Below are 23716 nucleotides of genomic sequence, written 5' to 3' on the forward strand. Positions count from 1 at the left end.
CATGCCGGCCTGCGCCGGTCGTTCGAATCTTCTCGGGAAATCGTCGGCCGCCGCGCCCGCTCACTCGAGCGGCGCCGCGACCATCGTCAGTTGCCGGGCCCGGGCGCCGAGACTGCGCTGCAGCAGGGCCCAGTACAGCTCGAGCACCAGATGCACATGGGCCTGGGTCTCGTCGATGTCGGGCATCTGGCCGCCGGCCCGCCGCACCGCGCCCTCGCCGGCGTTCCAGGCCGCCAGCGCCGCGTCCAGGCGCCCGAAGCGCCGCGTCAGGTCCGCCAGCATCCGGGCGCCGATCATCACGTTGGTCCGCGGCTCCAGCAGGTGCAGCGGCCGCCGCAGTTCCTCCGCGGTGGCATAGCGCTGCGCCGTGACCGGCGTGATCTGCATCAGCCCGGTCGCGCCGCGCGGCGACACCGCCTCCGGCCGGAAGCCGGATTCGACCGCGATGATGGCCTTCAACAGCTCGGCATCCACGCCGGTCGCGGCCGACGCCTCGCGCAGGTACGGCTGCACCGCCTTGACCTCGGGCGCGATGTCCAGCCAGGTCAGCATGCGCTGGCCGTGGTCGGTCTTGCCCGGCACGCGGCGGATGCCGCTGAGCGGGGACATCACCGGCTGGAAGCGGCCGTCGACCTGCGTCGGCGCGAAGTGCGCGATGCCGTCGGCGTCCACATACCCCCACAGTTCCGCGTGCGCCGGCGTCAGCTTGGCGGCGAAGGCCACGGCCAGGCTCATCGCCAGCCGCGTCCTCAGGACGCGCCCGCGCGACCGAACGGGGCGACCGTGGCTCATGCCGCCTCCAGGCCCTGCGCGACGCGCGCCTCGTACTCGCGCCGCAGCAGCGACATCACGATCAGGTCGTCGAAGCCACCGCCCGCGTTCGGCCCATCGGCTGTCCCCGCGCCGGCTGCCGTCGCCTCGGCCCGCACGCATTCGCGCAGCCGGCCTTCCTCGACATAGCCTTCGCTGCGGTACAGCGCCTGGGCCCGCGTGTTGCGGCCCTTCACGTCCAGCCAGAAGCGGTGCGCGCCCAGTTGCGCGAAGGCCATCTTCTTGAGCAGCCGCACGCACACCCGGCCCACGCCCTGCCCCTTGGGGCCGAGCACGATGCGCTTGAGCTCCACCGAGCGGTTGGGATTGCGGCAGCCCTGCAGGATCACGAAGCCGGCGCGCTCCGCATCCAGCTCGACGATGAAGTGGCGCGCATCCGGGAAGCGGATCGCGCCCTCATGCTGCGTGCGCTCCCAGGGCGTGATGAAGGGCCGGTTGCCCGCGTCCTGCTCCACGCCGACGACGAAGTCCAGGTCGGACAGCATCGTCGGTCGCAGGGTGACGCGGTGGTCCAGCATGGCGGGGATCCTCGAGCCGTCGCGGCGCCCGGCCGGTCAGACGTCCACCTCGATGGCGTCGCCGTGCAGCTCCATCAGCTCGCGCCGCGCCGCCGCCTCGCCCTTGCCCATCAGCTTGTTGATGGCGCCCTCGGTGTCGGCGAAGTCCAGGTCGCCGTACTGCACCTGCAGCAGGCGGCGGGTCTCGGGGTTGAGCGTCGTGTCCCAGAGCTGCTCGGCGTTCATCTCGCCCAGGCCCTTGAAACGGCTGATGCTCCAGCTGCCTTCGCGCGCGCCTTCCTTGCGCAGCTTGTCCAGGATGGCGATCTGCTCGCCCTCGTCCAGCGCATAGAGCTTGGCGGCCGGCTTCTTGCCGCGCGCCGGCGCGTCCACCCGGAACAGCGGCGGCCGCGCCACGTAGACATGGCCGGTGGCGATCAGCTTGGGGAAGTGGCGGAAGAACAGCGTCAGCAGCAGCACCTGGATGTGGGCGCCGTCCACGTCCGCGTCCGACAGGATGCAGATCTTCCCGTAGCGCAGGCCGGACAGGTCCGGCTCGTCGTTCTTGCCGTGCGGGTCGACGCCGATGGCCACCGAGATGTCATGGATCTCGTTGTTGGCGAACAGCCGGTCGCGCTCGACCTCCCAGGCATTGAGCACCTTGCCGCGCAGCGGCAGGATGGCTTGCGTCTCCTTGTCGCGGCCCAGCTTGGCCGAGCCACCGGCGGAGTCGCCCTCGACCAGGAAGAGCTCGTTGTGCAGCAGGTCGGTGCTTTCGCAGTCGGTCAGCTTGCCGGGCAGCACGGCCACGCCGGAACTCTTGCGCTTCTCCACCTTCTGCGCCGCGCGCTGCCGCGTCTGCGCCTGCTTGATGACCAGCTCGGCCAGCTTCTTGCCGTGCTCGACATGCTGGTTCAGCCACAGCTCCAGCGCCGGCTTGACGAAGGCCGACACCAGCCGCAGCGCGTCGCGCGAGTTCAGCCGCTCCTTGGTCTGGCCCTGGAACTGCGGGTCCAGCACCTTGGCCGACAGCACGAAGCTGGCACGGGAGAACACGTCCTCGGCCATCAGCTTCACGCCCTTGGGCGCCAGTGCGTGCATCTCGATGAAGCCCTTGATCGCGCCGAACAGGCCGTCCTTGAGGCCCGATTCATGGGTGCCGCCGGCCACCGTCGGGATCAGGTTCACATAGCTCTCGCGCATGACCTGGCCCTCCTCGGTGAAGGCCACGCACCAGCTGGCGCCCTCGCCCTCGGCGAAGTTCTCGCTCTCGGAGGCGGTGGCGAACTGCTCGCCCTCGAACAGCGGGATCAGCGGGTCCGCCGGCAGCGACTGCATCAGGTAGTCGCGCAGGCCGCCCTTGTAGGTCCAGGTCTGCGTCTCGCCGGTCTTCTCCTGCGTCAGCGTGACCGTGACGCCGGGCATCAGCACCGCCTTGGAGCGCAGCAGGTGCACCAGCTCGCCCTTGGGCAGGTCGGCGCTCTCGAAATACCGAGCGTCGGGCCAGACGCGCACCGTCGTGCCGGTCTTGCGGTCGCCGGCCTTGAGGTCGCCCTTGCGGGTGGCCACCGGCTCGACGACGTCGCCGCCGGAGAAGGCCAGCGTCGCGACCTGGCCTTCGCGATAGACGGTCACCTGCAGCCGCTTGGCCAGCGCGTTCGTGACCGACACGCCGACGCCGTGCAGGCCGCCGGAGAAGCTGTAGGCCCCGCCCGAGCCCTTGTCGAACTTGCCGCCGGCGTGCAGCCGGGTGAAGACGATCTCGACGACGGGCACGCCCTCTTCCGGATGCAGTCCGTAGGGGATGCCGCGGCCATCGTCCTCGATCGTGATCGAGCCGTCGGTGTGCTGGATGACGGCGATGCGCTTGCCATGTCCGGCCAAGGCCTCGTCCGCCGCGTTATCGATGACCTCCTGGATGATGTGCAGGGGGTTGTCGGTGCGGGTGTACATGCCCGGACGCTGCTTGACGGGCTCCAGTCCCTTGAGGACGCGGATCGAGCCTTCGCCGTAGCTGCCTGGGGCGCTGCCGGGTGGGTTGACTGCTTTGGTTGCCATGGGGCGGGATTCTATGCAGCGCCGGTGACGCTCCCTGACGCCGGATGGCAGGGGTCGTTCCCATGGGGGTTTCCCCTCGACGGCGGGGCCCGCGCCGGGGCGACCGCGCGCATGCCGCACGGCCGGCCGGCGGCGGCACGTCCGGTTACCGATCGGACGCCAGCAAGGGGGAGGCGCTGTCGTAGCATCCGCCGCTTCCCGGTGTGTCGGCCCCCGCTTCCGGTGGCCCACCGCTGCCCCGCCGCACTGCCACCGCAATCCGCCGCCCTCCCGGTCCGATGCCCGCCCTGTCCCGCTCCCTTCGCCCTGTCCTGGCCCGCCTGGCGCCGCTCGCCCTGGCCTGGAGCCTGCTGATCGCCGGCGGCGCGGCCCGCGCGGACGACTTCAAGGCCAGTCCCGAGATGGCGATGGAGTTGCGCCATGCCCGCTGGTTCGACGGCGAGAAGCTGCAAAGCGGGACGCTCTATGTCGAGGACGGCCGCTTCGTCGAGAAGCGCCCCCGCAAGGTCAACCGGCTGCTGGAGTTGCGCGGGCAGACCCTGATCGCGCCGCTCGCCGACGCCCACAACCACAACCTGCAAGGCGCCTGGGGCCTGGACAAGTTCGGCCAGGACTACCTGCGCGACGGCGTGTTCTACGCCGCGATGCTGTGCGCCGATCCCGCCGCGATCGATCCGATCCGTGCCCGGATCTCGCAGCCGGAGACGCCGGACGTGCTCTTCGCCACCGCCTGCATCACCTCGTCGGACGGCCAGCCGCTGGCGATGCTGCAGTCGGGCACGCCGCCGATGACGCTGGACCAGATCGTCGACAAGGCGGTGCTGGTCATGGACACGCCCGACGACGTGGCCCGGAAGTGGCCGCTGGTCGCCGGCCGCCACAGCGACCTGGTGAAGGTCATCATGAGTTACCACGACCGTCCGGAGCTGCGCCAGCAACCGGAGCAGCGCGGCCGGCTGGGCGTGACGCCCGAGGTCGTGGCCGAGGTGGTGCGCCGCGCCCATGCCGAGCAGCGGCGCGTCGTGGTGCACATCGAGAGCGCCGCCGACTTTGCCGCGGCGGTGCGTGCCGGCGCCGACTTCATCGCCGAGCTGCCGGGCTACTTCCCACAGCACGGCGAGGCGCCGGAGACCCACCTGATTCCGCCCGAGGTCGCCGCGCTGGCCGCCGAGAAACAGGTGGGCATCGTCACCGCCACCGTCGCGACGCGGCTCTTCCAGCCGGCGCCGGAGTTGCTGGCGCGGATCGAGGCGGTCCAGAAGCAGAACCTGGAGCGCCTGAAGGCGGCCGGCGCGCGGCTGCTGGTGGGCTCGGACCTGTTCACCGGCAACGCGCTCAACGAGTTGCACCACCTGGACCAGCTGGGGGTGCTCGACAAGCCGGCGCTGCTGCGCCTGGCCACCGTGGACACGCCGCGGGCGCTGTTTCCGCAGCGCAAGCTGGGCTGCTTCCGGCCCGGCTGCGAGGCCAGCTTCCTGGTGCTGATCGGCAATCCGCTCGAGGACCTGGAGGCGCTGGACAAGCCGCTGCTGCGCATCAAGCAGGGCCGCGTGCTGACGCAGCTGGAGGACGTGGCCGCCACCGCCGGCGAGGAGGACAACGCCCTGAACGCGGCCCCTGGCAAGAAGAAGGCGACCGGCAAGAAGGCCGGCGCCCGCGGCACGAAGAAGTCGCCCCCCGCCAAGGGCAAGGCCAAGCCGGGCTCGGGCAAGTCGGGCAAGGGCACGACGACCAGCGCGGGCCCGTCCTCGACCGTGCACGCTTGAACGGGACCGGCCGGACCCACCGAGGGATGGACGTCTTTCAGGTGTCAGCGAAGCCGACCTGAAGCCATTACATTGCCCGGATGAGCGCGATCCCGACCTCCCCCACCTCCTCCCGCACGCTGTCGCTGCAGCAGGTATTGATCTGCGGCGCCGCGATCGTCACGCTGTCGATGGGCATCCGGCACGGCTTCGGCTTGTGGCTGACGCCGGTGACGATGGACCGCGGCTGGACCCGGGAAGCCTTCTCGCTGGCGCTGGCCGTCCAGAACATCGCCTGGGGCGCCGCCGGTCCGTTCGCCGGCATGCTGGCCGACCGCTTCGGCGCGCTGCGGGTGCTGGTCGCCGGCGCCTTCCTCTACGCGGCCGGCCTGGCGCTGATGGCGGTCTCGACGACCGCCGCCGGCTTCCTGGGCAGTGCCGGCGTCCTGATCGGGCTGGCGCAGTCCGGCACCACCTACGCGGTCGTCTACGGCGTCATCGGCCGCAACGTCGCCCCGGAGAAGCGCTCCTGGGCGATGGGCGTCGCGGCGGCGGCCGGCTCCTTCGGCCAGTTCCTGATGGTGCCGGTCGAGAACTGGCTGATCGGCTACAGCGGCTGGCAGAACGCGCTGTTCGTGCTGGCGATCGCCGCCTGCCTGATCGTGCCGCTGGCCTTCGGCCTGCGCGAGCCGGCCCGCGACGCCGCCCACGGCGCGCACCACCAGAGCATCGGTCAGGCGCTGCGCGAGGCCTTCGGCTACCGCAGCTTCCAGCTGCTGATGCTGGGCTACTTCGTCTGCGGCTTCCAGGTCGTGTTCATCGGCGTGCACATGCCGAGCTACCTGAAGGACCACGGCCTGACCCCGCAGGTCGCGACCAACGCGCTGGCGCTGATCGGGCTCTTCAACGTCTTCGGCACCTATGCGGCCGGCACGCTGGGGCAGCGGCTGCCCAAGCGCTACCTGCTCTCGGCCATCTACCTGCTGCGCTCGATCGCGATCGTGATCTTCCTGAGCGTGCCGCTGACACCGCTCAGCGTCTACCTCTTCGCCGCCGTGATGGGCGTGCTGTGGCTGTCCACCGTGCCGCCGACCAACGCCATCGTGGCGCAGATCTTCGGCGTGCAGCACATGTCGATGCTGGGCGGCTTCGTGTTCTTCAGCCACCAGATCGGCTCCTTCCTGGGCGTCTGGCTGGGCGGCAAGCTCTACGACGCGACCGGCTCCTATGACGTGGTCTGGTACCTGGCGATCGCGCTGGGCGTGATGGCGATGCTGGCCAACCTGCCGGTGCGCGAGTCCGCGATCGTGCGCCGCCCGATCCCGGCCGCCGCCTGAAGCCGGCATCCGGGAACCCCACCATGACACGGCGCGCGCTCCGTCGGATCCTCGCCGGGCTGGGCGCCGCGGCTGTGCTGGCGGCGGTCTTCCTGGCCTACACGCAGCCTTCGCTGATGCAGCAACTGGGCGATGCGATCTGGGCCTGCTTCTGAGGGATCTGACAAGGAGAACGGAGACAACATGGTGGTGATCATCACGGGCGCCTCGGACGGCATCGGCGCCGAACTGGCGCGCCAATGGGCGCGGCGCGACGGTGCCAAGCTCTCCCTGGTGCTGGCGGCACGCAGCGTCGACAAGCTGGAACTGGTGGCGGCGGAATGCGAGGCGCTCGGCGCCCGCACGCTGGTGCAGCGCTGCGACGTGGAATCCCAGGAGGACTGCCAGGAGCTGGTCCGCGCCACGCTCGGCGCCTTCGGTGCGATCGACGTGCTCGTGAACAACGCCGGCATGTCGGCGCACGCGCTGTTCGACCAGGTCAAGGACCTGGCCTGGTACCAGCGGCTGATGCAGATCAACCTGTGGGGATCGGCCTGGTGCACCCAGGCCGCGCTGCCGGCGCTCAAGGCCAGCAAGGGCCGCATCGTCGCGGTCTCCAGCCTGGCCGGGCTGCTGGGCATTCCCGGCCGCACCGCCTACAGCGCCAGCAAGTTCGCGATGACCGGCTTCTTCGAGGCGCTGCGCACCGAGGTCGCGGCCAGCGGCGTCAGCGTCACCATCGCCTATCCCGGCGTGGTCGACACGCAGATCCGCTACCGCGGCTTCAATGCGCAAGGCCAGGCGTCCGGGCTGAGCAGCCTGGACGAACGCGGCGCGATGTCGGTCCAGGAATGCGCGCGACTGATCCTCGACGGCACCCTGGCCCGCGAGCGCGACATCGTCATGACCGCCAAGGGCAAGCTGGGGCGCTGGCTCAAGCTGCTGGCGCCGGCCATGGTCGACCGCATGGCGCTGAAGGCGCTGAAGAAGGAACAGCGGCCGGCATGAGCGCGACGACTTTCCTCGGCACGCCGTCGCGCCTGGGGGCTGGCGGCGGTCACGGCGCGAACCTGCCCAGCGACTGGGTGCTGCGCTGGTCACAGGCCTGGCGCGACCGCGATGGCCTCACCGCCCTGGACCTGGCCTGCGGCTCCGGCCGACACCTGCGCCTGCTGGCGGGCGACGGCGTCGCCGTCACCGGCGTCGACCGCGACGCGGCAGCCCTGGCTGGGCTGGCCGGGCTCTCCGGCCGCGTCGAACTGATCGAAGCCGACATCGAGCAAGGCCCCTGGCCGCTCGACGCACGCATGTTCGACCTCGTGCTGGTCACCAACTACCTCTGGCGGCCGCTGCTGCCGCGCATCGTCGGGGCCGTCGCGCCCGGCGGCTGGCTGATTTACGAAACCTTTACCGATGGCCAGCAGACGGTTGGCCGCCCCGGGCGGCCCGAGTTCCTGCTGCGGCCCGGCGAGCTCCTGGAGGCGGTCGACGGCCTGCGCGTGGTCGCCTACGAGGATGGCTTCATCGAGGCGGAGCCTGCCGAGCCGACGGCGGGTGGCGTCAACGGTCGTTATGTCCAGCGCGTTGCTGCCGTTCGCGAAAACCGGCCCGCCGCCAGCGCGCCTGCCGCTGGCACCGTCAACGCCCCGCCTGGGGTCTACCCGCGGTACCGGCTGCGCTGAGCGCGGAGCCCCGGAAGCGTCCCGGCGCTTCAGTAGAATCCGCCGATCACGAGGAATCCTCAATGAACGCAATTGTTGGCAGCATCGTCGCGCTGGTCACGCCGATGCATGAAGACGGCCGCATCGACTTCGACGGGCTGCGCAGCCTGATCGACTGGCACATCGACCAGGGCACGGACGTCATCGGCGTCGTCGGCACCACCGGCGAGTCCCCCACCGTCACGATGGAAGAGAACCGCGAGGTCATCCGCGTCGCGGTCGAGCATGTCAAGGGCCGCAAGCCGGTCCTGGCCGGCACCGGTGCCAACGCCACCGCCGAAGCCATCGAGCTGAGCCGCTTCGCCAAGCAGGTCGGTGCCGACGCCACGCTGTCGGTGGTCCCCTACTACAACAAGCCTTCGCAGGAAGGCATCTACCAGCACTTCAAGGCGATCGCGGAAGCGGTCGACATTCCGATGATGCTGTACAACGTGCCCGGCCGGACCGTTGCGGACATGGCGCCGGAGACGGCCATCCGCTGCGCGGCCCTGCCCGGCGTGTTCGGCATCAAGGAGGCCACCGGCAACATCGAGCGCGCCGCCTGGCTGATCAAGCATGCGCCTGCCGGCTTCAGCATCTACTCCGGTGACGACGGCACCGCCATCGCGCTGATGCTGATGGGCGGCCGCGGCTCGGTCAGCGTCACCGCCAACATCGCTCCCAAGGCGATGCACGAGCTGTGCATGGCCGCGATCGAGGGGCGCGTGCGCGAGGCCACCGCGCTGCATTTCCAGCTGCTGCCGCTGCACAAGCAGCTGTTCTGCGAGCCCAGCCCGGCCCCGGCCAAGTGGGCCCTGAACAAGCTGGGCCGCAGCAGCAACCACCTGCGCCTGCCGCTGACCCCGCTGACGCCTGCGGGCCAGCAACTGGTCGAAGGTGCCCTGCGCGAGGCCGGCCTGCTCTAATCACCGCCGACCGGCGCCGCCGGCGGCTCCCCTTTTCTTCAGCGGCCGCGGGCCGCAGCGACCTACCTCGGAGATCTCCAGCGTGACTCGTTCCCTTCCTGAATCCGGCGCTCCCACCCCGGTGCGCGTGGCCTGCCTGATGGCGCTGGCCTCGCTGACGGCGTGCAGCACGTTCGAGAGCATCACCACCAGCGACAAGGTCGACTACCGCACCCAAGCCAAGCAGACCACTGGCCTGGACGTGCCGCCGGACCTCACCCAGCTTCCCAAGGAAAACCGCCCGACCGGTCCGATCAGCGCCGCGCAGATGGCCGCCCAGCCGAACGCGCAGCGCCAGGCCGCAGCCGCCGCTGGCGCGCCGGTGGCGCTGGACAAGGCCGGCAACATCGAGTTCCATCGCCTGGGCAATGCCCGCTGGCTGCACAGCGCGCTGCCGCCGGAACAACTCTGGCCGCAGATCAAGGGCTTCTGGCAGGACCGCGGCTTCACGATCGAATCCGAGGACCAGAGCGTCGGCGTCATGGAGACCAACTGGGCCGAGAACAAGGCCAAGCTGCCGCAGGACTTCATCCGCAAGACGCTGGGCTCGCTGCTGGATTCGCTGTACTCGACCGGCGAGCGCGACAAGTACCGCACCCGCCTGGAACGCAACGAACAGGGCGGCACCGACATCTACGTGACGCACCGCGGGCTGGTCGAGGTCTACACGAACTCGCAGCGTGACGAGACCGGCTGGCAGCCCCGCCCCTCCGATCCGGAACTCGAGGCCGAGATGACCTCGCGCCTCATGCTCAAGCTCGGCGGCAAGGAAGAGGACGCCAAGACCCTGGTCGCGAACGCGCAGCAGCCGGCGGCGACCTTCGCCGAGGCACCGCGCGGCGCCGCCCCGCGTTCGCTGGCGGACGTGCCCGACCAGTTGCAGATCAACGAGGACTTCGACCGCGCCTGGCGCCGCGTCGGCCAATCGCTGGACCGCCACGGCTTCACGATCGAGGACCGCGACCGCAAGCAAGGCCTGTTCTTCCTGCGTTATGCCGATCCGAACCAGGCCGGCAAGGAAGAGCCCAACTTCTTCCAGCGCCTGTTCGGCGCGAAGAGCGCCTCCAGCGCCGTTCGCTATCGCGTGTCGGTCAAATCGGAAGGCAACAAGTCGACCGTCCAGATCCAGGACGACAAGGGCCAGCAACAGACCAACGAATTGGCCAAGCGCATCCTGCAGTTGCTGATGGAAGACGTGCGCTGATCCTGGCGGGCGGACAACCGTACGCCCTCAGTTTGCGGAAAACAAAAACGCCACCCAAGGGTGGCGTTTTTCATGGCGCAATATCCAGTCAAATACCAGCGGTGCGGGCGCTGTTCGCGCCGAATCTTGCGCCAAAAGAAAAAGCCGCAAGGGCGAACCCTTGCGGCTTTCTCAGGACGAGAGATCGTCTTAGTTGCTGGCGGCCGAAGCAGGAGCAGCAGCGTCCGAGGCAGCAGCCGAAGCTTCCACGGCCGGAGCCGAGGCTTCAACGGCGGGAGCCGAAGCTTCCGGAGCGGGGGTCGCCACCGGAGCGGCAGCTTCTTCCTTCTTGCCGCAAGCGGTCAGGGCAACAGCGGCCAGCAGGGAGGCCATCAGAATCGACTTTTTCATACTTGTCCTCAAGTAACTTTTAGACGAACAATCAATTACCGGTAATTAATGAAGTCGTACATGATGACCAGTACGAACTTCAGCAGACCAAGACGCGAGAAACCTCGAGCGCTTCCCTCGCCTAGCCGGCAATTATAGCCACCAGTTTGTAATCGTCTTACAACCCTAGGGTGCTGCTGGCGAACGAATCGGCAGACCGTTGCTCAATTGCGTCAAACCATTCGCGCGCCATGGCTTCTTCGCGGGCATCACGCAGCGCCAGCGACGCCCGCGCCGGCGTCCACAACTTCAAGGTCAGCAATCCGGGTGCCAGCACCAAGCCCTGCGGCACCGGGGTGCTGCGGTCCCCCAGGTCCGCCGGCTCGAAGGCCCGCGCCTGCACCACATGGTCGTGGACTTGGCGCCACTGGACGAAACGCGGATGGACGCGGCGCACCGCTTCATAGTCGAGGGCGGCGAGCAGGCGCAACCGGCGGTGCGGCAGCGCCCAGCGATGCAAGGCATCCAGCAGTTCGGGGTCGGACAACGGCCAGGCGGCGAAGTCCGTGTCGAGCCAGCAGAGGTCGCGTCCGCCCTGCGATGCGGCGAGCAGCAGCCCTTGCCGCAGCAATTGCCGGACTTCCTCGGCGGTTTCCACGAGGCCGGGACGGAGGTTTTCCGGGGTCAAAGGTTCCGGCGACATATCGAACTCCTCAGGCAGTGACGGTGAGCGAGCACAGGGCGGCGACAGCGCGCCCGCTCAGTCGGGAAGGACCCAGCCGTCCTCGGTCCATTGATCGAGCAGATCACGCGCGCCTTCGCTGAGGCGAGCGACCTCGGCCGCGGACAGCGCCCGCCGATCCGCCAGCCGGCGCATCAGCGTGGCATCGCGCCCGCCGGCGCGGAAGGATTGTCCATTGATGAATACATGCGCCACGTCGTACATCATGCGCGTGCGCGGGCTCAACCGGGCGCCCTGCCCTGGCGGCAACGCCTCTCCCGGCTCGAAGAACACCCGCGGCTTGGGCTCGGTCAGCGCCTCGCCCAGCGCACGTTCCAGCGCCAGCGGCTGAGCCACCGCCTTGAGCACCGCTTCGCGCGCGAAGGCGGTCAGCGCCTCGGGGATTCTTCCCGGTTCGCAGGTGGCCGCCTGGCGAGGATCCCCATACATCCGATCGCCGCGCGGCGCTTCGTCGTCGGTCAGTCGCACCAGCAGCTCATTCGCCAGTTCGCCTCGCCAGGGCGCGCGGAAGCCGACCGACGCCGTCATGCAGTCCCCGCCAACGGCCACGCCATCGTGCGCCCAGCCCGGCGGGAGGTACAGCATGTCGCCGGGCTCGAGCACGAAGTCCTGCTCGGGCTCGAAGTCAGCCAGCACCTTCAGCGGCACGTCCTCGCGCAGCGCGCCGGTGGTCGACACGCCCAGACGGCCGATACGCCAATGGCGGCGACCGCTGACCTGGATCAGGAAGACGTCATAGGAATCGAAATGCGGCCCCACCCCGCCGCCCTCGCTGGCGTACGAGAGCATCAGGTCGTCCAGGCGAGCTTCAGGCACGAAACGGAACCGACTGAGCAACTCGTGCGCGGCGTCGACATGCAGGTCCAGGCCTTGCACCAGCAGCGTCCACTGCGGCTTGCTCCAGGCCGGCAACTTGGAAATCGGCCCCTGCCGCAAGGTCCAGCGCTCCCCGGACTGCTGCGTGACCAGGCGGGATTCCACCTCGTCGCTGGCGGCCAACGCAGCCAGGCCAACGCGGTCGATGGGCGGCTGCACACCGGGCAGGGCCTGGCGCACCAGCAGCGGCTGCTTCTGCCAATGGCGCTTCATGAACTGCGCCGGGCTGAGGCCGCCGAGCAGCGGCAATCGGGCGTCGACGTCGGGACCCGCCGAGGCGGCGGCCGGCGCCAGCGGGCGCTTCGAGGAGGGCGTGGGCTTGGAAGTCATGGGCGGGGATTGTCTGAGAGAATCGCGCGATGCAAATCACTGCCCCCTGCGTCGTCTCCTTGACCTGGAGACTGGAGGACGCCCAAGGCCAATCCGTCGAGGTCCTGGACCCGCCGATGGAGTTCTTCTATGGCGGCGAGGACCTGTTCGCGAAGGTCGAGGAAGCGTTGGTCGACAAAACCACTGGCGACGAAGTCAGCGTCGCGCTCGAGCCCGAGGATGCCTTCGGCGACTACGACAGCGATCTCGTCTGCTTCGAGCCGCGCGAGGTCTTCCCCGAGAACGTCGACGTCGGCATGCAGTTCGAGGGCCTGCCTGAAGGCTCGTCGACGCCCGACATGCCGGCGGACCGCATCTACACCGTCACCGAGGTCTATCCGGAGCACGTCGTGCTCGACGGCAACCATCCGCTGGCCGGCGTCGGCCTGCGCATCCATGTGACCGTGTGCGACGTGCGTGCGGCGACCGAGGAGGAGATCGAAGCCGGCACGCTCGGCGACTCTGGCTTCTCCGTGGTCAGCGGACCGGACCCGGACGAGCCGCTCCACTGACATCAATCAGAAGCCCCGCACTGCGGGGCTTCCTGCTTCTGGGCGTCAGAGAGGGCCACCGCCCTCGAGCAAGGGCGGGCGTGCCGGAGCGACCGGCTCGCGTGAACAAAGACGGCGATAGAGGTCGAACACCTTGGCTTCGAGTTCTGCCGGGCTGCTGCAGGCGCGGGCACCGATCAGTCGGGCGCGGTAGTTGTGGATCTGCTCGCGCACCGCCTGCGACCAACTCCGGGTGTGCGGCGACAGATCGAAGGTACTCGTGCGCAGCACTTGCAGCCAGCCGATCAGGACGAGTTCCGGCAGGTCGGCCAGGGCCTCGGTCAACGAGGCCGGTGGCCGGAGTCGGTTCAGGTAGAGCCGGTGAAGCATCAGCAGACGGACCACCAGCGCCGGATCGGCTGCCGCGGCCATCGCCAGCGCGTCGTGCGGCGCACCGAGACGCGCCAGCCGGAACAAGCGCGCGAGGACATCGAGATCGCAGCTGGGCAGCGCCCGTGGAGTCTCCTCCTGCGGCGGCCCGAGCAGATCGCCCTGGAAGAAGCGCACGCCCTGGGCCTTGAGCCGCAGGTAGTCGACCGGCTCGGTCAACCGATCAGCGATGAGCGCGACCCCGGCCTGACGCGCCAGTTCCTGGACCGGCATCCAGGCGCTGGCCGGCGCCAGCGACACATCGAGCTTCAGGAACGCGATCATCGGCAGCCAGGTCAGGCGCGGATCGTCCGGTGAAGCGACACCTGCCAATGCGAACTGGTAGCCACGGGCATGCAGTTGCGCGATGCGGCGGGTGGTCGACTCCTGCACCGGCACATCGGCCGGCAACTGGATCGCACCGAGCGCGCCGCAGAGCACATCGGCGATCGGGCTGAGCAACGCCGTGGCGTCCATGTCCACGAACAGGCAGCCGGGCCGTCGCTGCTGGATCAAGCCACCGTCGAGCAGCGCCTGGCTCAACAGCAGGCTGGTGGCATAGGGACTCGGCGGTGGCGGCGAGCGGCGCGGCCCCTCGTTCCAGCGGAAGCCGAGTTCCAGTCCCATGGGTTCGACCGAGCCGTCGATCACCGCCTGGCGCGCAAAGCGGACGTGTGGCGGTTGGGGAGGCATCAGCCGTTGGGCCAGCGTGACGCCACTGCGAGGAGGACGAGAGGAAGGCATGCCGGGAAATTCATCGACTGGCCCGCGATTCGAGCCGGGACGCCAGTATTTCGAGGATCGCCTCGGCGTTCGATGGCTCAGCCCAGTGGCAATGCTGCCCTGCCCGACTGAGAGCTGTGGCGGACCGACTCGTTTCCCGGCCGTGAATCGGTGCGGGCAAGCAGCGGCAGTCGCAGCAGCGTGCGAGCACCGTGCGGCGCCCGCTCGAAATCGAAGGTAGCGCCAATGCGCCTCGCGCGACGCTGCAGCCCCGCCAAACCAGTGCCGCCGTGCAGGGCCGAGGCGCGACCACTGGTCGCGTCGACCGCTTCGCCCGTCCTTTCGACGGACTGGCCGTTGTCTTCGATCACCACCTCCAGCGACTCCGCCTCGGTGACCGCCATGCGGATCGACAGGCGGCTTGCGCGCGCGTACTTGATGGTGTTGGCCACCGACTCTTCGACGATGCGCATGACCTGCTTCGACAAGTCGGCCAGCAGCACCAGCTCCAGGCCCTCGGGCACTTCGTATTCGACCTGGAAGTCGGCCCGCGTGAGCGCTTCGTCGAGGCTGCTGCAGTAGGTGAAGAGGATGTCCTGGAAGGACCGCTGCTCTCGAACCTGCGTCACCGAGATGATCTCGCGCAGGTCCGTCAGAGCCTCCATCAGGCGCCCCTCGAGTCGTTCGTGGTCGATGGCGCGGTCACGCACGCTGAACAGCGTCGTCACCAGCTTGGAACCGATGCCGTCGTGCAGGTCGCGATAGATGCGGTCGCGCTCGAGCTGCATGGCGGCCTCGTTCTCCATCTCGCGCTGGCGGTTGTGGCTGATCAGCAGTTCGCGCTCGCGTTGCTGCAGGGTCTCGGTCAGGATGCGGTTGTGGTCGCGGATGCGCTTCACGTTGGCCTGGAATTTCGTCAGGAGGATCTGGGCGACGACGAACAGCAGCAGCGGCACGCTCAGGTGGCTGAGGAAGATCGGCGCCACCAGCAAGTGCGTCATCGACCATCCCGCTTCCGGCATCGGGATCGAGATCAGGTGCTGCACCGCGTTGTGATCACGCAGCGCGAACACCTGCGCGAGCACCGATTGGAAAAGCAGCGACATCGCCGTGCGCGAACGTGTGCGGGCGATGTGGAGCGCCAGGCGAGAACAGGCGTACAGGTGAAAGCCCAGCATGGTGGGCAGCCACCAGACATCCAGCCATTCCCGGCCGCGCAGTCCGAGCAGCGGATAGGCGAGCGCGGCGAACGCGGCCGTGCCGAACAGCGCCGCGCGGCCACGCCACCCCAGGGGCTCGCCGACGAAGGCGAAAAGGAAGAGCGTCAGCACCGCGATCACGCCGCCCATGCAGGCGTACTGCGCCCATGTCCACAGCGGCAGCATCCAGGCCGGGACGTAGGGAAGCAGCACGAGCGTGAACAGCACCGACCACAGGACCGTGGTCGCGCCCGCGTGCAGGAACACGGCCCCGTCCCTCCTGCTCGCCAGCCAGGCGCCCAGCATGAACATGCCCGCCAGCAGGCAGAAGACGTTGGACGCATTGGCCAGCGATGAGCCGATGAACAGGGTCAACTCGTGGATGTTGGAGATCGCATCGAGATCGCCGATGTAGACCGGCGCAAACTGAATCTGTGGATCCCAGGTCGTCAACTCGACGGTCAGTTGGTTCCCGTCGGGCCGCAGCAGTCGCCGCGCCAGCGGCACCTGGAGCGGCCGATACCACTTGTGTCGCCCCTGCGCGTTCGACTTCGGCAGGCCCGCGACCCAGACCTTGTTCAGGTAGACGTCCATCCCGTCGAGCGCCTGGCTGATCACGAGACTGGTCCCGGGGATGCGTCTGCCTCCGATCACACTACCGTCGGCATCGATCTCGCAGCAGGCGGTCGGCTGCTCGAGATAGCGGTCCAGGTCGATGTGGAATCTCACCCGCTTGAATCCTCCAGCCTGGCTCACGTCCTGGACATGGGGCAATTCGACCGATTGCGCCTGAGCCAGGAGCCGTCCGGCCAGGCGCGGTGACTCGGGACCGGCATCGCGCGAATCGGGTGCCGCGGCGACGATCTCCAGATCGCGGATGGCGTCGACGCGGTAGACGTGCGTGGCGACGCTGCTGGTGGCGATCACCAGCAGCGCGACGATGAAGAAGGTCAGCCAGAAGAAGACCGTCTTCAGCGAGCCACGGCGGTGGCTATTCATCGATCAGTCCATGCAGCCGCGCCGCGTTGGCCGCCATCGCGCGGGATTTCACGCCCAGCTTGCGATAGACACTGCGCAGGTGCTGATTGACGGTGTGATGCGAGATGCTCAGCCGGCGGCCGATCTCCACGATGGGCAGCCCCTCGATGAGCAGGCGCAGGACCTCCCATTCGCGTTCGCCCATCCCGAGATCCCGCAGCACCTTCTCGCGATCGACCAGGGGGCGCACGTTGTTCTCCAGCATGGAGATCCGCTCCACCACCAGCTGGGCCACCGCGGGACTGAGAGGCGCCTGCCCGTTATGCGCGCTGACGAGCTTCTCCACGAGCGACGGCTGGATCTCGTCCTTGAGCAGGTAGCCTCGGGCGCCCGCGCGCAGGCTGCGCATCACATGCTTGCTGTCGCCAAAGGTGCTCACGACCAGGCTGCGGGATTCCGGACACTTTTCCCGCACCAACTGGATGAGTTCCACCCCATCGGCGTCCGGCAGCCCCAGGTCGATCAGATAGAGATCGGCCCGGTTGGCCAGAATCGCGGCAATCGCTTCGCCGCGATTCCTGGCGACACCGACCACCTCGCAGAAACTGCTATTTGAAATCACGTCCACCAGCCTTTTCATGACAGCCGGATCGTCCTCGATGATCACGACGGCGATACTCATTCCTCAACTCCTTCTCTCGTTATTCCAATGCCGTTGGCGGGCACAGTTTCGCGAGCGACAGGAAACGGGCAATCACCGAAGCAAGTAAACAAAAACTGCTGGGTGACTGGAGTCAGTGGTGATCGACGATTGGCGGTGAATGCTGCTTCCAATCCGGCCCGTGTGGCGCGCAAGCCCGGCACCGTCGGCCCTGCAGCCAGGCTTCGATGGAGGCGGCGGCGCAGGCGATCAGCAGCATCAGTCCGCCGCTGATCAACAGATAACCGATCACAGTAAGTTCAAATGAGGGATTGCCGGGTATCGCTCGCGTGGATTTCTCAGCCAGCAGGCATCCGGCACCAGCCAGGGCCAGGCCCATCGAGATCGCGTACATATTCTTCATGACAGCCGTCCGTCTGGAGATTTCGCCCGGCAGTGTGTCCGAGTACGCCCCGCTTGCTAATAACCCATAAATGCGAGGATCAACCTAAAGTTGCTATTCGGCGAGGGCCATCGTGAGAAAGATCATGATTGGCGAATATTTCTAACGCCGGCCTTCAGCCCACGAGTATCAAAAGATCCCGTCAAGCCCCGAAATACCGTCCTTTGACGGATTCGATGAATTCCCGACCTGCCCAATGAAAACGGGCGCCCGAAGGCGCCCGTCAAGTGGGAAGCAGTCGCGGTCGACGCTCAGCGCAGGAAGCGCCCTCGCGGATCGATGATCGCGATGTCCGCGTAGTTCGTGCCGGTGTGGTCGGTGGCGCTGAAGTTGAGTTCCATGCCGCCCAGGTCGTAGCGCGACATGTTGTTCAGCGCGCGCAGCAGGCCGGCGCGGCTCGCGTCCTTGCCGGCGCGCTTCAGGCCCTCGACCAGCACCTTGGCGCTCGCGAAGCCCTCCATCATGGCCGGCGTGACCAGCCCCCCGCTTTCGGCCGGCTTGGCCTTCACCAGGTCGGTCAGCTCACGGACCATCGCCAGGTTGGTGCTGCGCTCGCTCGGGAACACCTGCGACACGATGACGCCGGCGGCGTTCTGGCCCAGCAGTTGGACGAAGCCGTTGGAAGCGTTGTTCGACAAGGTCGCGCCGAGGATGCGAGAACCCGCCGCCCGCAGCGCGTTGATCGTCTCGGCGGTGATCTGCTGCGAGGCCACCAGCAGCACGACCTGCGGATCGGCGGCGATCAGCTGCTTCACCACGCCGGCGATGTCCGGCTTCTCGCGCTCGTAGGTGAAGTGGGCGACCGGCTTCGTCTTGCGGTCATTGAAGCCGTTCATTGCGCCAGCGACGCCGTCGGCGCCGAAGGTGTCGTTGACCTGCACCAGGGCGATCCGGGTGTTGCCCATCTCGAGCAGCAGCTGGACCGCGCGTTCGGCCTCGCGCTGGTAGGTCGAGCGCACGTTGAAGACGTAGGGATGCACCGGCTTGTGCAGCAGCATGGCGCCGGTCGACGGCGCCACCAGCGGCACCTGCGCCTTCTCCAGCAGCGGCATCACCGCCTGCGTGTGCGGCGTGCCGCGGGTGAGGAAGAGCGCGACCGCGCCCTTGTCGATCAGCGTCTGCGCATTGGCCGCGGCGCGCTTGGGATCGAAGCCGTCGTCCAGCGACTGCAGGTCGATCTTTTGGCCGTTGACGCCGCCGGCGGCGTTGACGTGGTCGATGTAGAGCCTGGCGCCCAGCGTCAGTTCCTTGACGCTGGCGGCGACCTGGCCGGTGAAGCCGGCCGTCTGGCCGATCAGGATGTCCGCGCGGGCCGCGGCGCTCAGTCCAAGGGCCAGCACCGCGGTGGCGGCGGTGGCGACAAGCCGGCTCAGGGGCCGGCTCCGGGAAGGCTTGCTCATGGTGATCTGTCCCGCCAGCGCGCGGTGACGGCCGGCTGTGTCTCCTGCACGCCGGCGGTCAGGTGGACGGCCGGCCCCTCGACGCCGCCACCCCCGCGTTCAGGGGGGATCAGCGCCCGGCGCGCATCTTAGCCACGATGTCCGCGACCCGCCCCTGCAAGGCCTGGGTGTCGAAGGTCAGAACGTTGCGATTCGACAGCACCTGTCGGCCGCCCACCCAGACATCCGTGACATGTTCACGCCCGGCCACGTAAACCAGCTGCGCGTCCGCGTGATAGACCGGCTGGCATTCGATCGAATCCAGCGCCACGGCCACGATGTCGGCCAGCTTGCCGGCCTCGAGCGTGCCCAGGTCGCTGGCCCGGCCCATCGCCTTGGCGGCACGCACCGTGGCCATCTCCAGCGCGGTCCGCGCCGACACCGTCAGCGGATCGCCGGTCACGCCCTTGGCCAGCAGCGCGGCGGCGCGGATCTCGCTGAACATGTCCTGGCGGTTGTTGGAGGCGGCGCCGTCGGTGCCCAGGATGGTGTTGACGCCGGCCGCCTCCAGCGCCTTCACCGGCGCGACGCCGGAGGCCAGCTTCAGGTTGGAGCTCGGGTTGTGGACCAGATGCACGCCCTGCTTCGCGATCAGGTCGATCTCGTCGCCAGTCAGGTGGACCATGTGGACGGCGATCATCTTCGCGTTCAGCAGGCCCAGCTTGTTCAGGCGCGCGAGCGGCCGTTCGCCGTACTGCTTGAGGCTGCCGTCGATCTCGTCCTGCGTCTCGTGGATGTGGCAGTGCATCTGCAGGTCGTACTTCTCGGCCAGCTGGCGCAGCTGGATGAAGGTCTCGTCGGAAACCGTGTACGGCGCATGCGGCGCGCTGGTCCAGTCCAGCAGCTTTTCGCCCTTGAACTGCTCATAGGCAGCCAGGCCCTTCTCGATGTAGTCCTGCGCGTTGGCCGCGTAGCCGGTCGGGAAGTCGATCACGTTGATCGACACGCCGGCGCGGATGCCGCTGTCCACCGCTGCGCGAGCCATCGCGGTGGGGAAGAAATACATGTCGTTGAGGTAGGTCACGCCACCACGCAGCGCCTCGGCCGCGGACAGCAGCGAGCCCTGGTAGGTCCAGTCCTCGCTGACCCACTGGCGCTCCAGCGGCCAGATGTGGTTGTTGAGCCAGTCCATCAGCGCCAGGTCGTCGGCCACGCCGCGCAGCAGCGACATCGCCGAGTGGGTGTGGGCGTTGATCAGGCCGGGGATCAGCACGTGATGCGGCAGCTCGACACGCTCGGCATCGGCGTAACGCTGGAAGGCTTCGTCGCGCGGCAGGACTGCGGCGATGCGCTCGCCCTCGATCGCCAGCGCGTGCTGCTCCAGCACCGGGCTGTCGGGGGTCATGGTGATCAGCCAGCGGGGCAACAGCAGCTTCACGGCTTGGGTCGTCATCAGGTTCTCCTTGGGGCGCGGGTCGGCGCGCCGTGCATTGTCTTGAAACTCGGGGACGCGGCGAAGACCGCCGCCAGCATCAGAAGATCTCGTCGAACAGCGCCAGCACGCGCGGCGCGTCGACCGCGACGCAGACCTGCTGCGACGGATGGCCGCTCCAGGGTGTGCCGCTGCCGTGCTCGTTGCGCCAGTCCTGGATGGTCTGGCCGGTGGCGATGCCCTCCAGCGCGACCCGCACCGGTCCGGCGCGCAGGGTGAAGGCTTCCGGCACCAGCAGCAGGGCCGCGGCGCTCGCGTCGTGCGCATAGATGCCGCCGATGCCGTCGCGCGCATCGTAGAACTGCTGGTAGTGCCGCGTGGCCTGCCAGAGCAGGTCACCGGCGCCGTCTCCGCGGCCGCGCAGCTTCGCGAGGTCGGCCTCGCGCATGATTGCTTCCTGCGTCACGTCCAGGCCGACGATGGTGACCGGCCAGGGCGCGGTGAAGACCTGATCGGCGGCCTCGGGGTCGGCCATGATGTTGGCCTCGGCCACCGGCGTCACGTTGCCGGCATGCCCCTTCAGGCCGAAGGCGCCGCCCATCACGATCACGCGTCGGACCTTGCCGGCGATCGACGGATCGTGCGCCAGCGCCAGCGCCAGGTTGGTGAACGGACCGACGGCCACGAGCGTGATCTCGCCGGGGCGCGCGTCGACGAGGTCGCAGATCAGGCGATGCGCCGGGCGTGGATCCAGCGGGCGGGTCGGCGCGGGCAGGCCGGCGGCCATGCCGCCGAGGCCGTCATCGCCATGCACATGCGCGGCGTCCTTGCGGCGGCGCTTGTCCAGCAGCGGGCCGGCGGCGCCGGCGGCGACCGGGATATCCTGGCGATAGAGCGCGGTCAGGCCCCGCGCGTTGCGGGTGGTGGTCTCGACCGGCGCATTGCCGAAGGTCGTCGTGACGGCCAGCAGCTCGAAGCGCGGATGACGGGCCAGCAGGGCGAGCGCGAGCGCGTCGTCGATGCCGGGGTCGGTGTCGAAGATGACGGGGATGCGGGCGGAAGCCGGGATCGTGCTGTCCATGGGGATACTGCGCTCCAGGGTCAGGGGTTGCCGTCGGCGGAGTGTGCCGGGTTCGCGACGAGCGCGGCGAACTCGGGCAATTCCGGCAGTTCCGAACGGTGGGGCATCGCCTGCTGGACACCGGCTCGGCTCACTGCGAGCGCGGCGGCCGACTGTCCCAGCGCCACCGCGCGCGCCGCGACCAGCCCTTCGGCCAGGCCGACCGCCAGGCCACCGACCAGCGTGTCGCCTGCGCCGACCGTGTCCACCGCGTCGACGCGCGCGGCGACCAGATGCAGGCCCTCGGGATGCGCGTCGCACAGCAGCCAGGCGCCGGCGGCGCCCAGCGTCACCAGCACATGGCGCGGCCCCAGTGTGCGCAGATGGGCCGCGGTGGCGCGCGCGATCGTCAGTTCGTCGGCGTCGCCCGGCAGCGTCACCGCGCGGGCCAACTGCAGCGCCTCGGTCTCGTTGACGATCAGCCAGTCGCTCAAGGCCAGCAAGCCGGCCGGCAGGTCCTGCGCCGGCGCGGCGTTCAGCACCGTCGTCACGCCGGACTCGCGGGCGATCTCGAAAGCGCGCTGGATCGCCGGCACCGGCACCTCCAGTTGGGCAACGACGACCCTGGCCTGGCGCAGCAGCGCCCCGCCCTGCTCCACATCCGCAGGCGCCAGGTCCGCATTGCTGCCGGGCACGACCACGATGGCGTTCTCGCCGCCCTCGCTGGCGACCATGATCACGGCCACGCCGGGCCAGGTCGCATCGTCGCGGCGCACCGCCTGGGTGTGGACGCGTTCGGCCTCCAGGGCCCGCAGCAGGTCCTCGCCATGCTGGCGCAGGCCGACGCGGCCGATCAGCGCGACCTCGGCCCCCAGCCGCGAGGCGGCCACCGCCTGGTTGCCGCCCTTGCCGCCGGGGGTGCCCGCGAAGGCCTGGCCGATCAGGGTCTCGCCCGGCGCGGGCAGCCGCGCGGCGTGGGCCACGAGGTCCATGTTGACGCTGCCGACCACCACGACGGTGGCCGCAGCCTTGGCTGAAGTCATGAAAGCTCCGGAGACGACGGCGCCGCGGTGCTCTCGCGCAGCACGACCTGCGGCACGAGTTGCAGGTCCTTGAACGGCGCCTGGGGATTCTCGATGCGCTCGATCAGCGCGCGGCCGGCCTCCCGGCCGAGCTCGCGGATCGAGCAGCCCACGCTGGTCAGCGCGGGATAGACGTAGCTGCCGAGCTCGATCGCGTCGAATCCCACGACCGAGAGCTGGCGGGGCACGGCCCGGCCCAGCTCGGCGGCGGCGCGCAAGGCGCCCATGCCCATCAGGTCGTTGCAGGTGAAGACGGCGGTGAGCTCCGGCTGGCGCGTCAGCAGCGCCTTGACCGCCTCGTAGCCGCCGGCGGTGCTGAAGTCGCTTTCGGCCAGCCATTCGGGACGCGCGACCAGGCCGCGCTGCTCCATGGCATTGCGCCAGCCGGCGACACGCTCGGTGGTGACCTCGAACTCGCCCGGACCGCTGACGCAGCCGATGCGGCGATGGCCCAGTTCCAGCAGGTGGCGCACCACCTCGAAGGCGCCCAGTTGGTTGTTGACGCTCACGCGGTCGGCGCGCGCGCCGGGCACCAGGCGGTCCACCGTCACCACCGGCACGCTGGCATGGCGGAAGGTGCTGGCCAGCGCCTCGGTGTCGCCGGCCGAGCTCAGCAGCAGGCCGTCGATGCGCTTCTCGAGCAGCGTGCGCAGATAGGACTGCTGGTGCTTGGGATCGTTGTCTGAATTGCAGAGGAAGACCGAATAGCCCGCCTGTCGGCACCATTCCTCGGCGCCGACGACCAGTTCCGCGAAGAACGGATTGCGCACATTGGGGACCAGCACGCCGACGATCTTGGTCTCGCTGCGCCGCAGCGATCGGGCCACCGCGCTGGGCAGATAGCCGATCTCGTCGACCGCCGCCAGGACACGTGCCCTCGCCTCGGCACTGACCGGCCGCGTGTTGTTCAGCACATGCGAGACCGTGGTGAAGGACACCCCCGCCAAAGCGGCCACATCCTTGATGGTGCTCATCGGTAGATTCGGTCCCCTGCTGGTGCCAAACTGGCGTGTTCCGTCAATTGCAAACGTTTGCAGAGCATACCGCAACGTTGATCCAACACGACTCCGGGCGAACCCCGCGCATCAAATATTCAAATGAAAAAGCCCCTGGCCGGGGCTCAGGGGCTTGATGGGGCGAGCCGAAGGATCGGCTCGCCACACGGCGA

At 68.7% G+C, this 23716-nt stretch carries 23 protein-coding genes; 8 read left to right on the forward strand and 15 right to left on the reverse strand.

The genetic code is table 11. From position 1 onward, the window contains the following. Positions 1-60: 60 nt before the first annotated feature. From CS062_RS01945 to parE, 3 genes are read right to left on the reverse strand one after another with little or no spacing between them, the layout of a single operon-like run. Positions 61-792, reverse strand: a complete 732-nt coding sequence (locus tag CS062_RS01945) for a lytic transglycosylase domain-containing protein (protein ID WP_233217864.1) — start codon at positions 790-792, stop codon at positions 61-63. Next, entirely contained in the window at positions 789-1349 is a 561-nt protein-coding gene (locus tag CS062_RS01950) for a GNAT family N-acetyltransferase (protein ID WP_099859779.1), read from the reverse strand. Before CS062_RS01950 ends, CS062_RS01945 begins: the two co-directional genes overlap by 4 nt. A 36-nt stretch (positions 1350-1385) precedes the next feature. Beyond that, complete coding sequence (parE, locus tag CS062_RS01955; protein WP_099859780.1) at positions 1386-3386, reverse strand: DNA topoisomerase IV subunit B; 2001 nt, start codon at positions 3384-3386, stop codon at positions 1386-1388. A gap of 278 nt (positions 3387-3664) precedes the next feature. Here parE and CS062_RS01960 point away from each other — a divergent pair, with 278 nt between their 5' ends. The 7 genes from CS062_RS01960 (at position 3665) to bamC (ending at position 10316) form a co-directional block, all read left to right on the forward strand. Then, entirely contained in the window at positions 3665-5152 is a 1488-nt protein-coding gene (locus tag CS062_RS01960) for an amidohydrolase family protein (RefSeq protein ID WP_099859781.1), read from the forward strand. A gap of 80 nt (positions 5153-5232) precedes the next feature. Continuing rightward, positions 5233-6468 carry an MFS transporter gene (locus tag CS062_RS01965; RefSeq protein ID WP_099859782.1) on the forward strand — a complete coding sequence of 412 codons (1236 nt, stop codon included), beginning with the start codon at positions 5233-5235 and terminating at the stop codon, positions 6466-6468. 23 nt (positions 6469-6491) lie between these two features. Then, positions 6492-6623, forward strand: coding sequence for a hypothetical protein (locus CS062_RS27170; protein WP_255489482.1), 132 nt, complete (start codon positions 6492-6494; stop codon positions 6621-6623). A gap of 28 nt (positions 6624-6651) precedes the next feature. Beyond that, entirely contained in the window at positions 6652-7455 is an 804-nt protein-coding gene (locus tag CS062_RS01970; RefSeq protein ID WP_099859783.1) for an SDR family oxidoreductase, read from the forward strand. Further along, the gene (locus tag CS062_RS01975; RefSeq protein ID WP_099859784.1) at positions 7452-8129 is read left to right on the forward strand and encodes a class I SAM-dependent methyltransferase; all 678 of its coding nucleotides are present in this window, start codon (positions 7452-7454) and stop codon (positions 8127-8129) included. Before CS062_RS01970 ends, CS062_RS01975 begins: the two co-directional genes overlap by 4 nt. A 62-nt stretch (positions 8130-8191) precedes the next feature. After that, positions 8192-9073 carry a 4-hydroxy-tetrahydrodipicolinate synthase gene (dapA, locus tag CS062_RS01980; RefSeq protein WP_099859785.1) on the forward strand — a complete coding sequence of 294 codons (882 nt, stop codon included), beginning with the start codon at positions 8192-8194 and terminating at the stop codon, positions 9071-9073. 82 nt (positions 9074-9155) lie between these two features. Then, positions 9156-10316, forward strand: a complete 1161-nt coding sequence (gene bamC / locus CS062_RS01985; protein WP_233217865.1) for an NlpB/DapX family lipoprotein — start codon at positions 9156-9158, stop codon at positions 10314-10316. 189 nt (positions 10317-10505) lie between these two features. On the opposite strand, the gene CS062_RS01990 is transcribed toward bamC, so the two are convergent. The 3 genes from CS062_RS01990 to CS062_RS02000 all read right to left on the reverse strand — a co-directional run bounded on the left by CS062_RS01990 (position 10506) and on the right by CS062_RS02000 (position 12516). Beyond that, positions 10506-10706 (reverse strand): hypothetical protein, encoded by a 201-nt coding sequence (locus CS062_RS01990; protein ID WP_091724179.1) that lies wholly within the window; start codon positions 10704-10706, stop codon positions 10506-10508. Positions 10707-10863: 157 nt separating this feature from the next. Then, complete coding sequence (locus CS062_RS01995) at positions 10864-11388, reverse strand: hypothetical protein (protein WP_099859786.1); 525 nt, start codon at positions 11386-11388, stop codon at positions 10864-10866. A gap of 57 nt (positions 11389-11445) precedes the next feature. After that, complete coding sequence (locus tag CS062_RS02000) at positions 11446-12516, reverse strand: JmjC domain-containing protein (RefSeq protein WP_233217872.1); 1071 nt, start codon at positions 12514-12516, stop codon at positions 11446-11448. 146 nt (positions 12517-12662) lie between these two features. On the opposite strand from CS062_RS02000, the gene CS062_RS02005 reads away from it, so the two are divergent. Further along, positions 12663-13184: an FKBP-type peptidyl-prolyl cis-trans isomerase gene (locus CS062_RS02005; protein ID WP_099859788.1), complete on the forward strand. Its 522-nt coding sequence runs from the start codon at positions 12663-12665 to the stop codon at positions 13182-13184. A gap of 45 nt (positions 13185-13229) precedes the next feature. On the opposite strand, the gene CS062_RS02010 is transcribed toward CS062_RS02005, so the two are convergent. The 9 genes from CS062_RS02010 to CS062_RS02045 form a co-directional block, all read right to left on the reverse strand. Further along, positions 13230-14219 (reverse strand): YuxH family protein, encoded by a 990-nt coding sequence (locus CS062_RS02010; RefSeq protein ID WP_099859789.1) that lies wholly within the window; start codon positions 14217-14219, stop codon positions 13230-13232. A gap of 194 nt (positions 14220-14413) precedes the next feature. Beyond that, positions 14414-16513, reverse strand: a complete 2100-nt coding sequence (locus tag CS062_RS02015) for an ATP-binding protein (RefSeq protein ID WP_099859790.1) — start codon at positions 16511-16513, stop codon at positions 14414-14416. Next, positions 16506-17174, reverse strand: a complete 669-nt coding sequence (locus CS062_RS02020; protein WP_099859791.1) for a response regulator — start codon at positions 17172-17174, stop codon at positions 16506-16508. Before CS062_RS02020 ends, CS062_RS02015 begins: the two co-directional genes overlap by 8 nt. A gap of 112 nt (positions 17175-17286) precedes the next feature. Continuing rightward, a complete protein-coding gene (locus CS062_RS25685; RefSeq protein WP_143742223.1) occupies positions 17287-17556 on the reverse strand; it encodes a hypothetical protein in 270 nt (89 codons plus the stop codon). A 290-nt stretch (positions 17557-17846) separates the two neighbouring features. Further along, positions 17847-18995, reverse strand: a complete 1149-nt coding sequence (locus CS062_RS02025; RefSeq protein ID WP_099859792.1) for an ABC transporter substrate-binding protein — start codon at positions 18993-18995, stop codon at positions 17847-17849. A gap of 109 nt (positions 18996-19104) precedes the next feature. Further along, complete coding sequence (locus CS062_RS02030; protein ID WP_099859793.1) at positions 19105-20427, reverse strand: TRZ/ATZ family hydrolase; 1323 nt, start codon at positions 20425-20427, stop codon at positions 19105-19107. Between the two features lie 79 nt (positions 20428-20506). Further along, positions 20507-21487, reverse strand: coding sequence for a nucleoside hydrolase (locus tag CS062_RS02035; protein ID WP_099859794.1), 981 nt, complete (start codon positions 21485-21487; stop codon positions 20507-20509). Between the two features lie 20 nt (positions 21488-21507). Beyond that, positions 21508-22509 (reverse strand): ribokinase, encoded by a 1002-nt coding sequence (locus CS062_RS02040; protein WP_099859795.1) that lies wholly within the window; start codon positions 22507-22509, stop codon positions 21508-21510. Beyond that, positions 22506-23522 (reverse strand): LacI family DNA-binding transcriptional regulator, encoded by a 1017-nt coding sequence (locus CS062_RS02045; RefSeq protein ID WP_099859796.1) that lies wholly within the window; start codon positions 23520-23522, stop codon positions 22506-22508. Before CS062_RS02045 ends, CS062_RS02040 begins: the two co-directional genes overlap by 4 nt. Positions 23523-23716: the final 194 nt, after the last annotated feature.

The organism is Roseateles chitinivorans (assembly GCF_002761755.1).
Classification (GTDB): Bacteria; Pseudomonadota; Gammaproteobacteria; order Burkholderiales; family Burkholderiaceae_C; genus Roseateles; species Roseateles chitinivorans.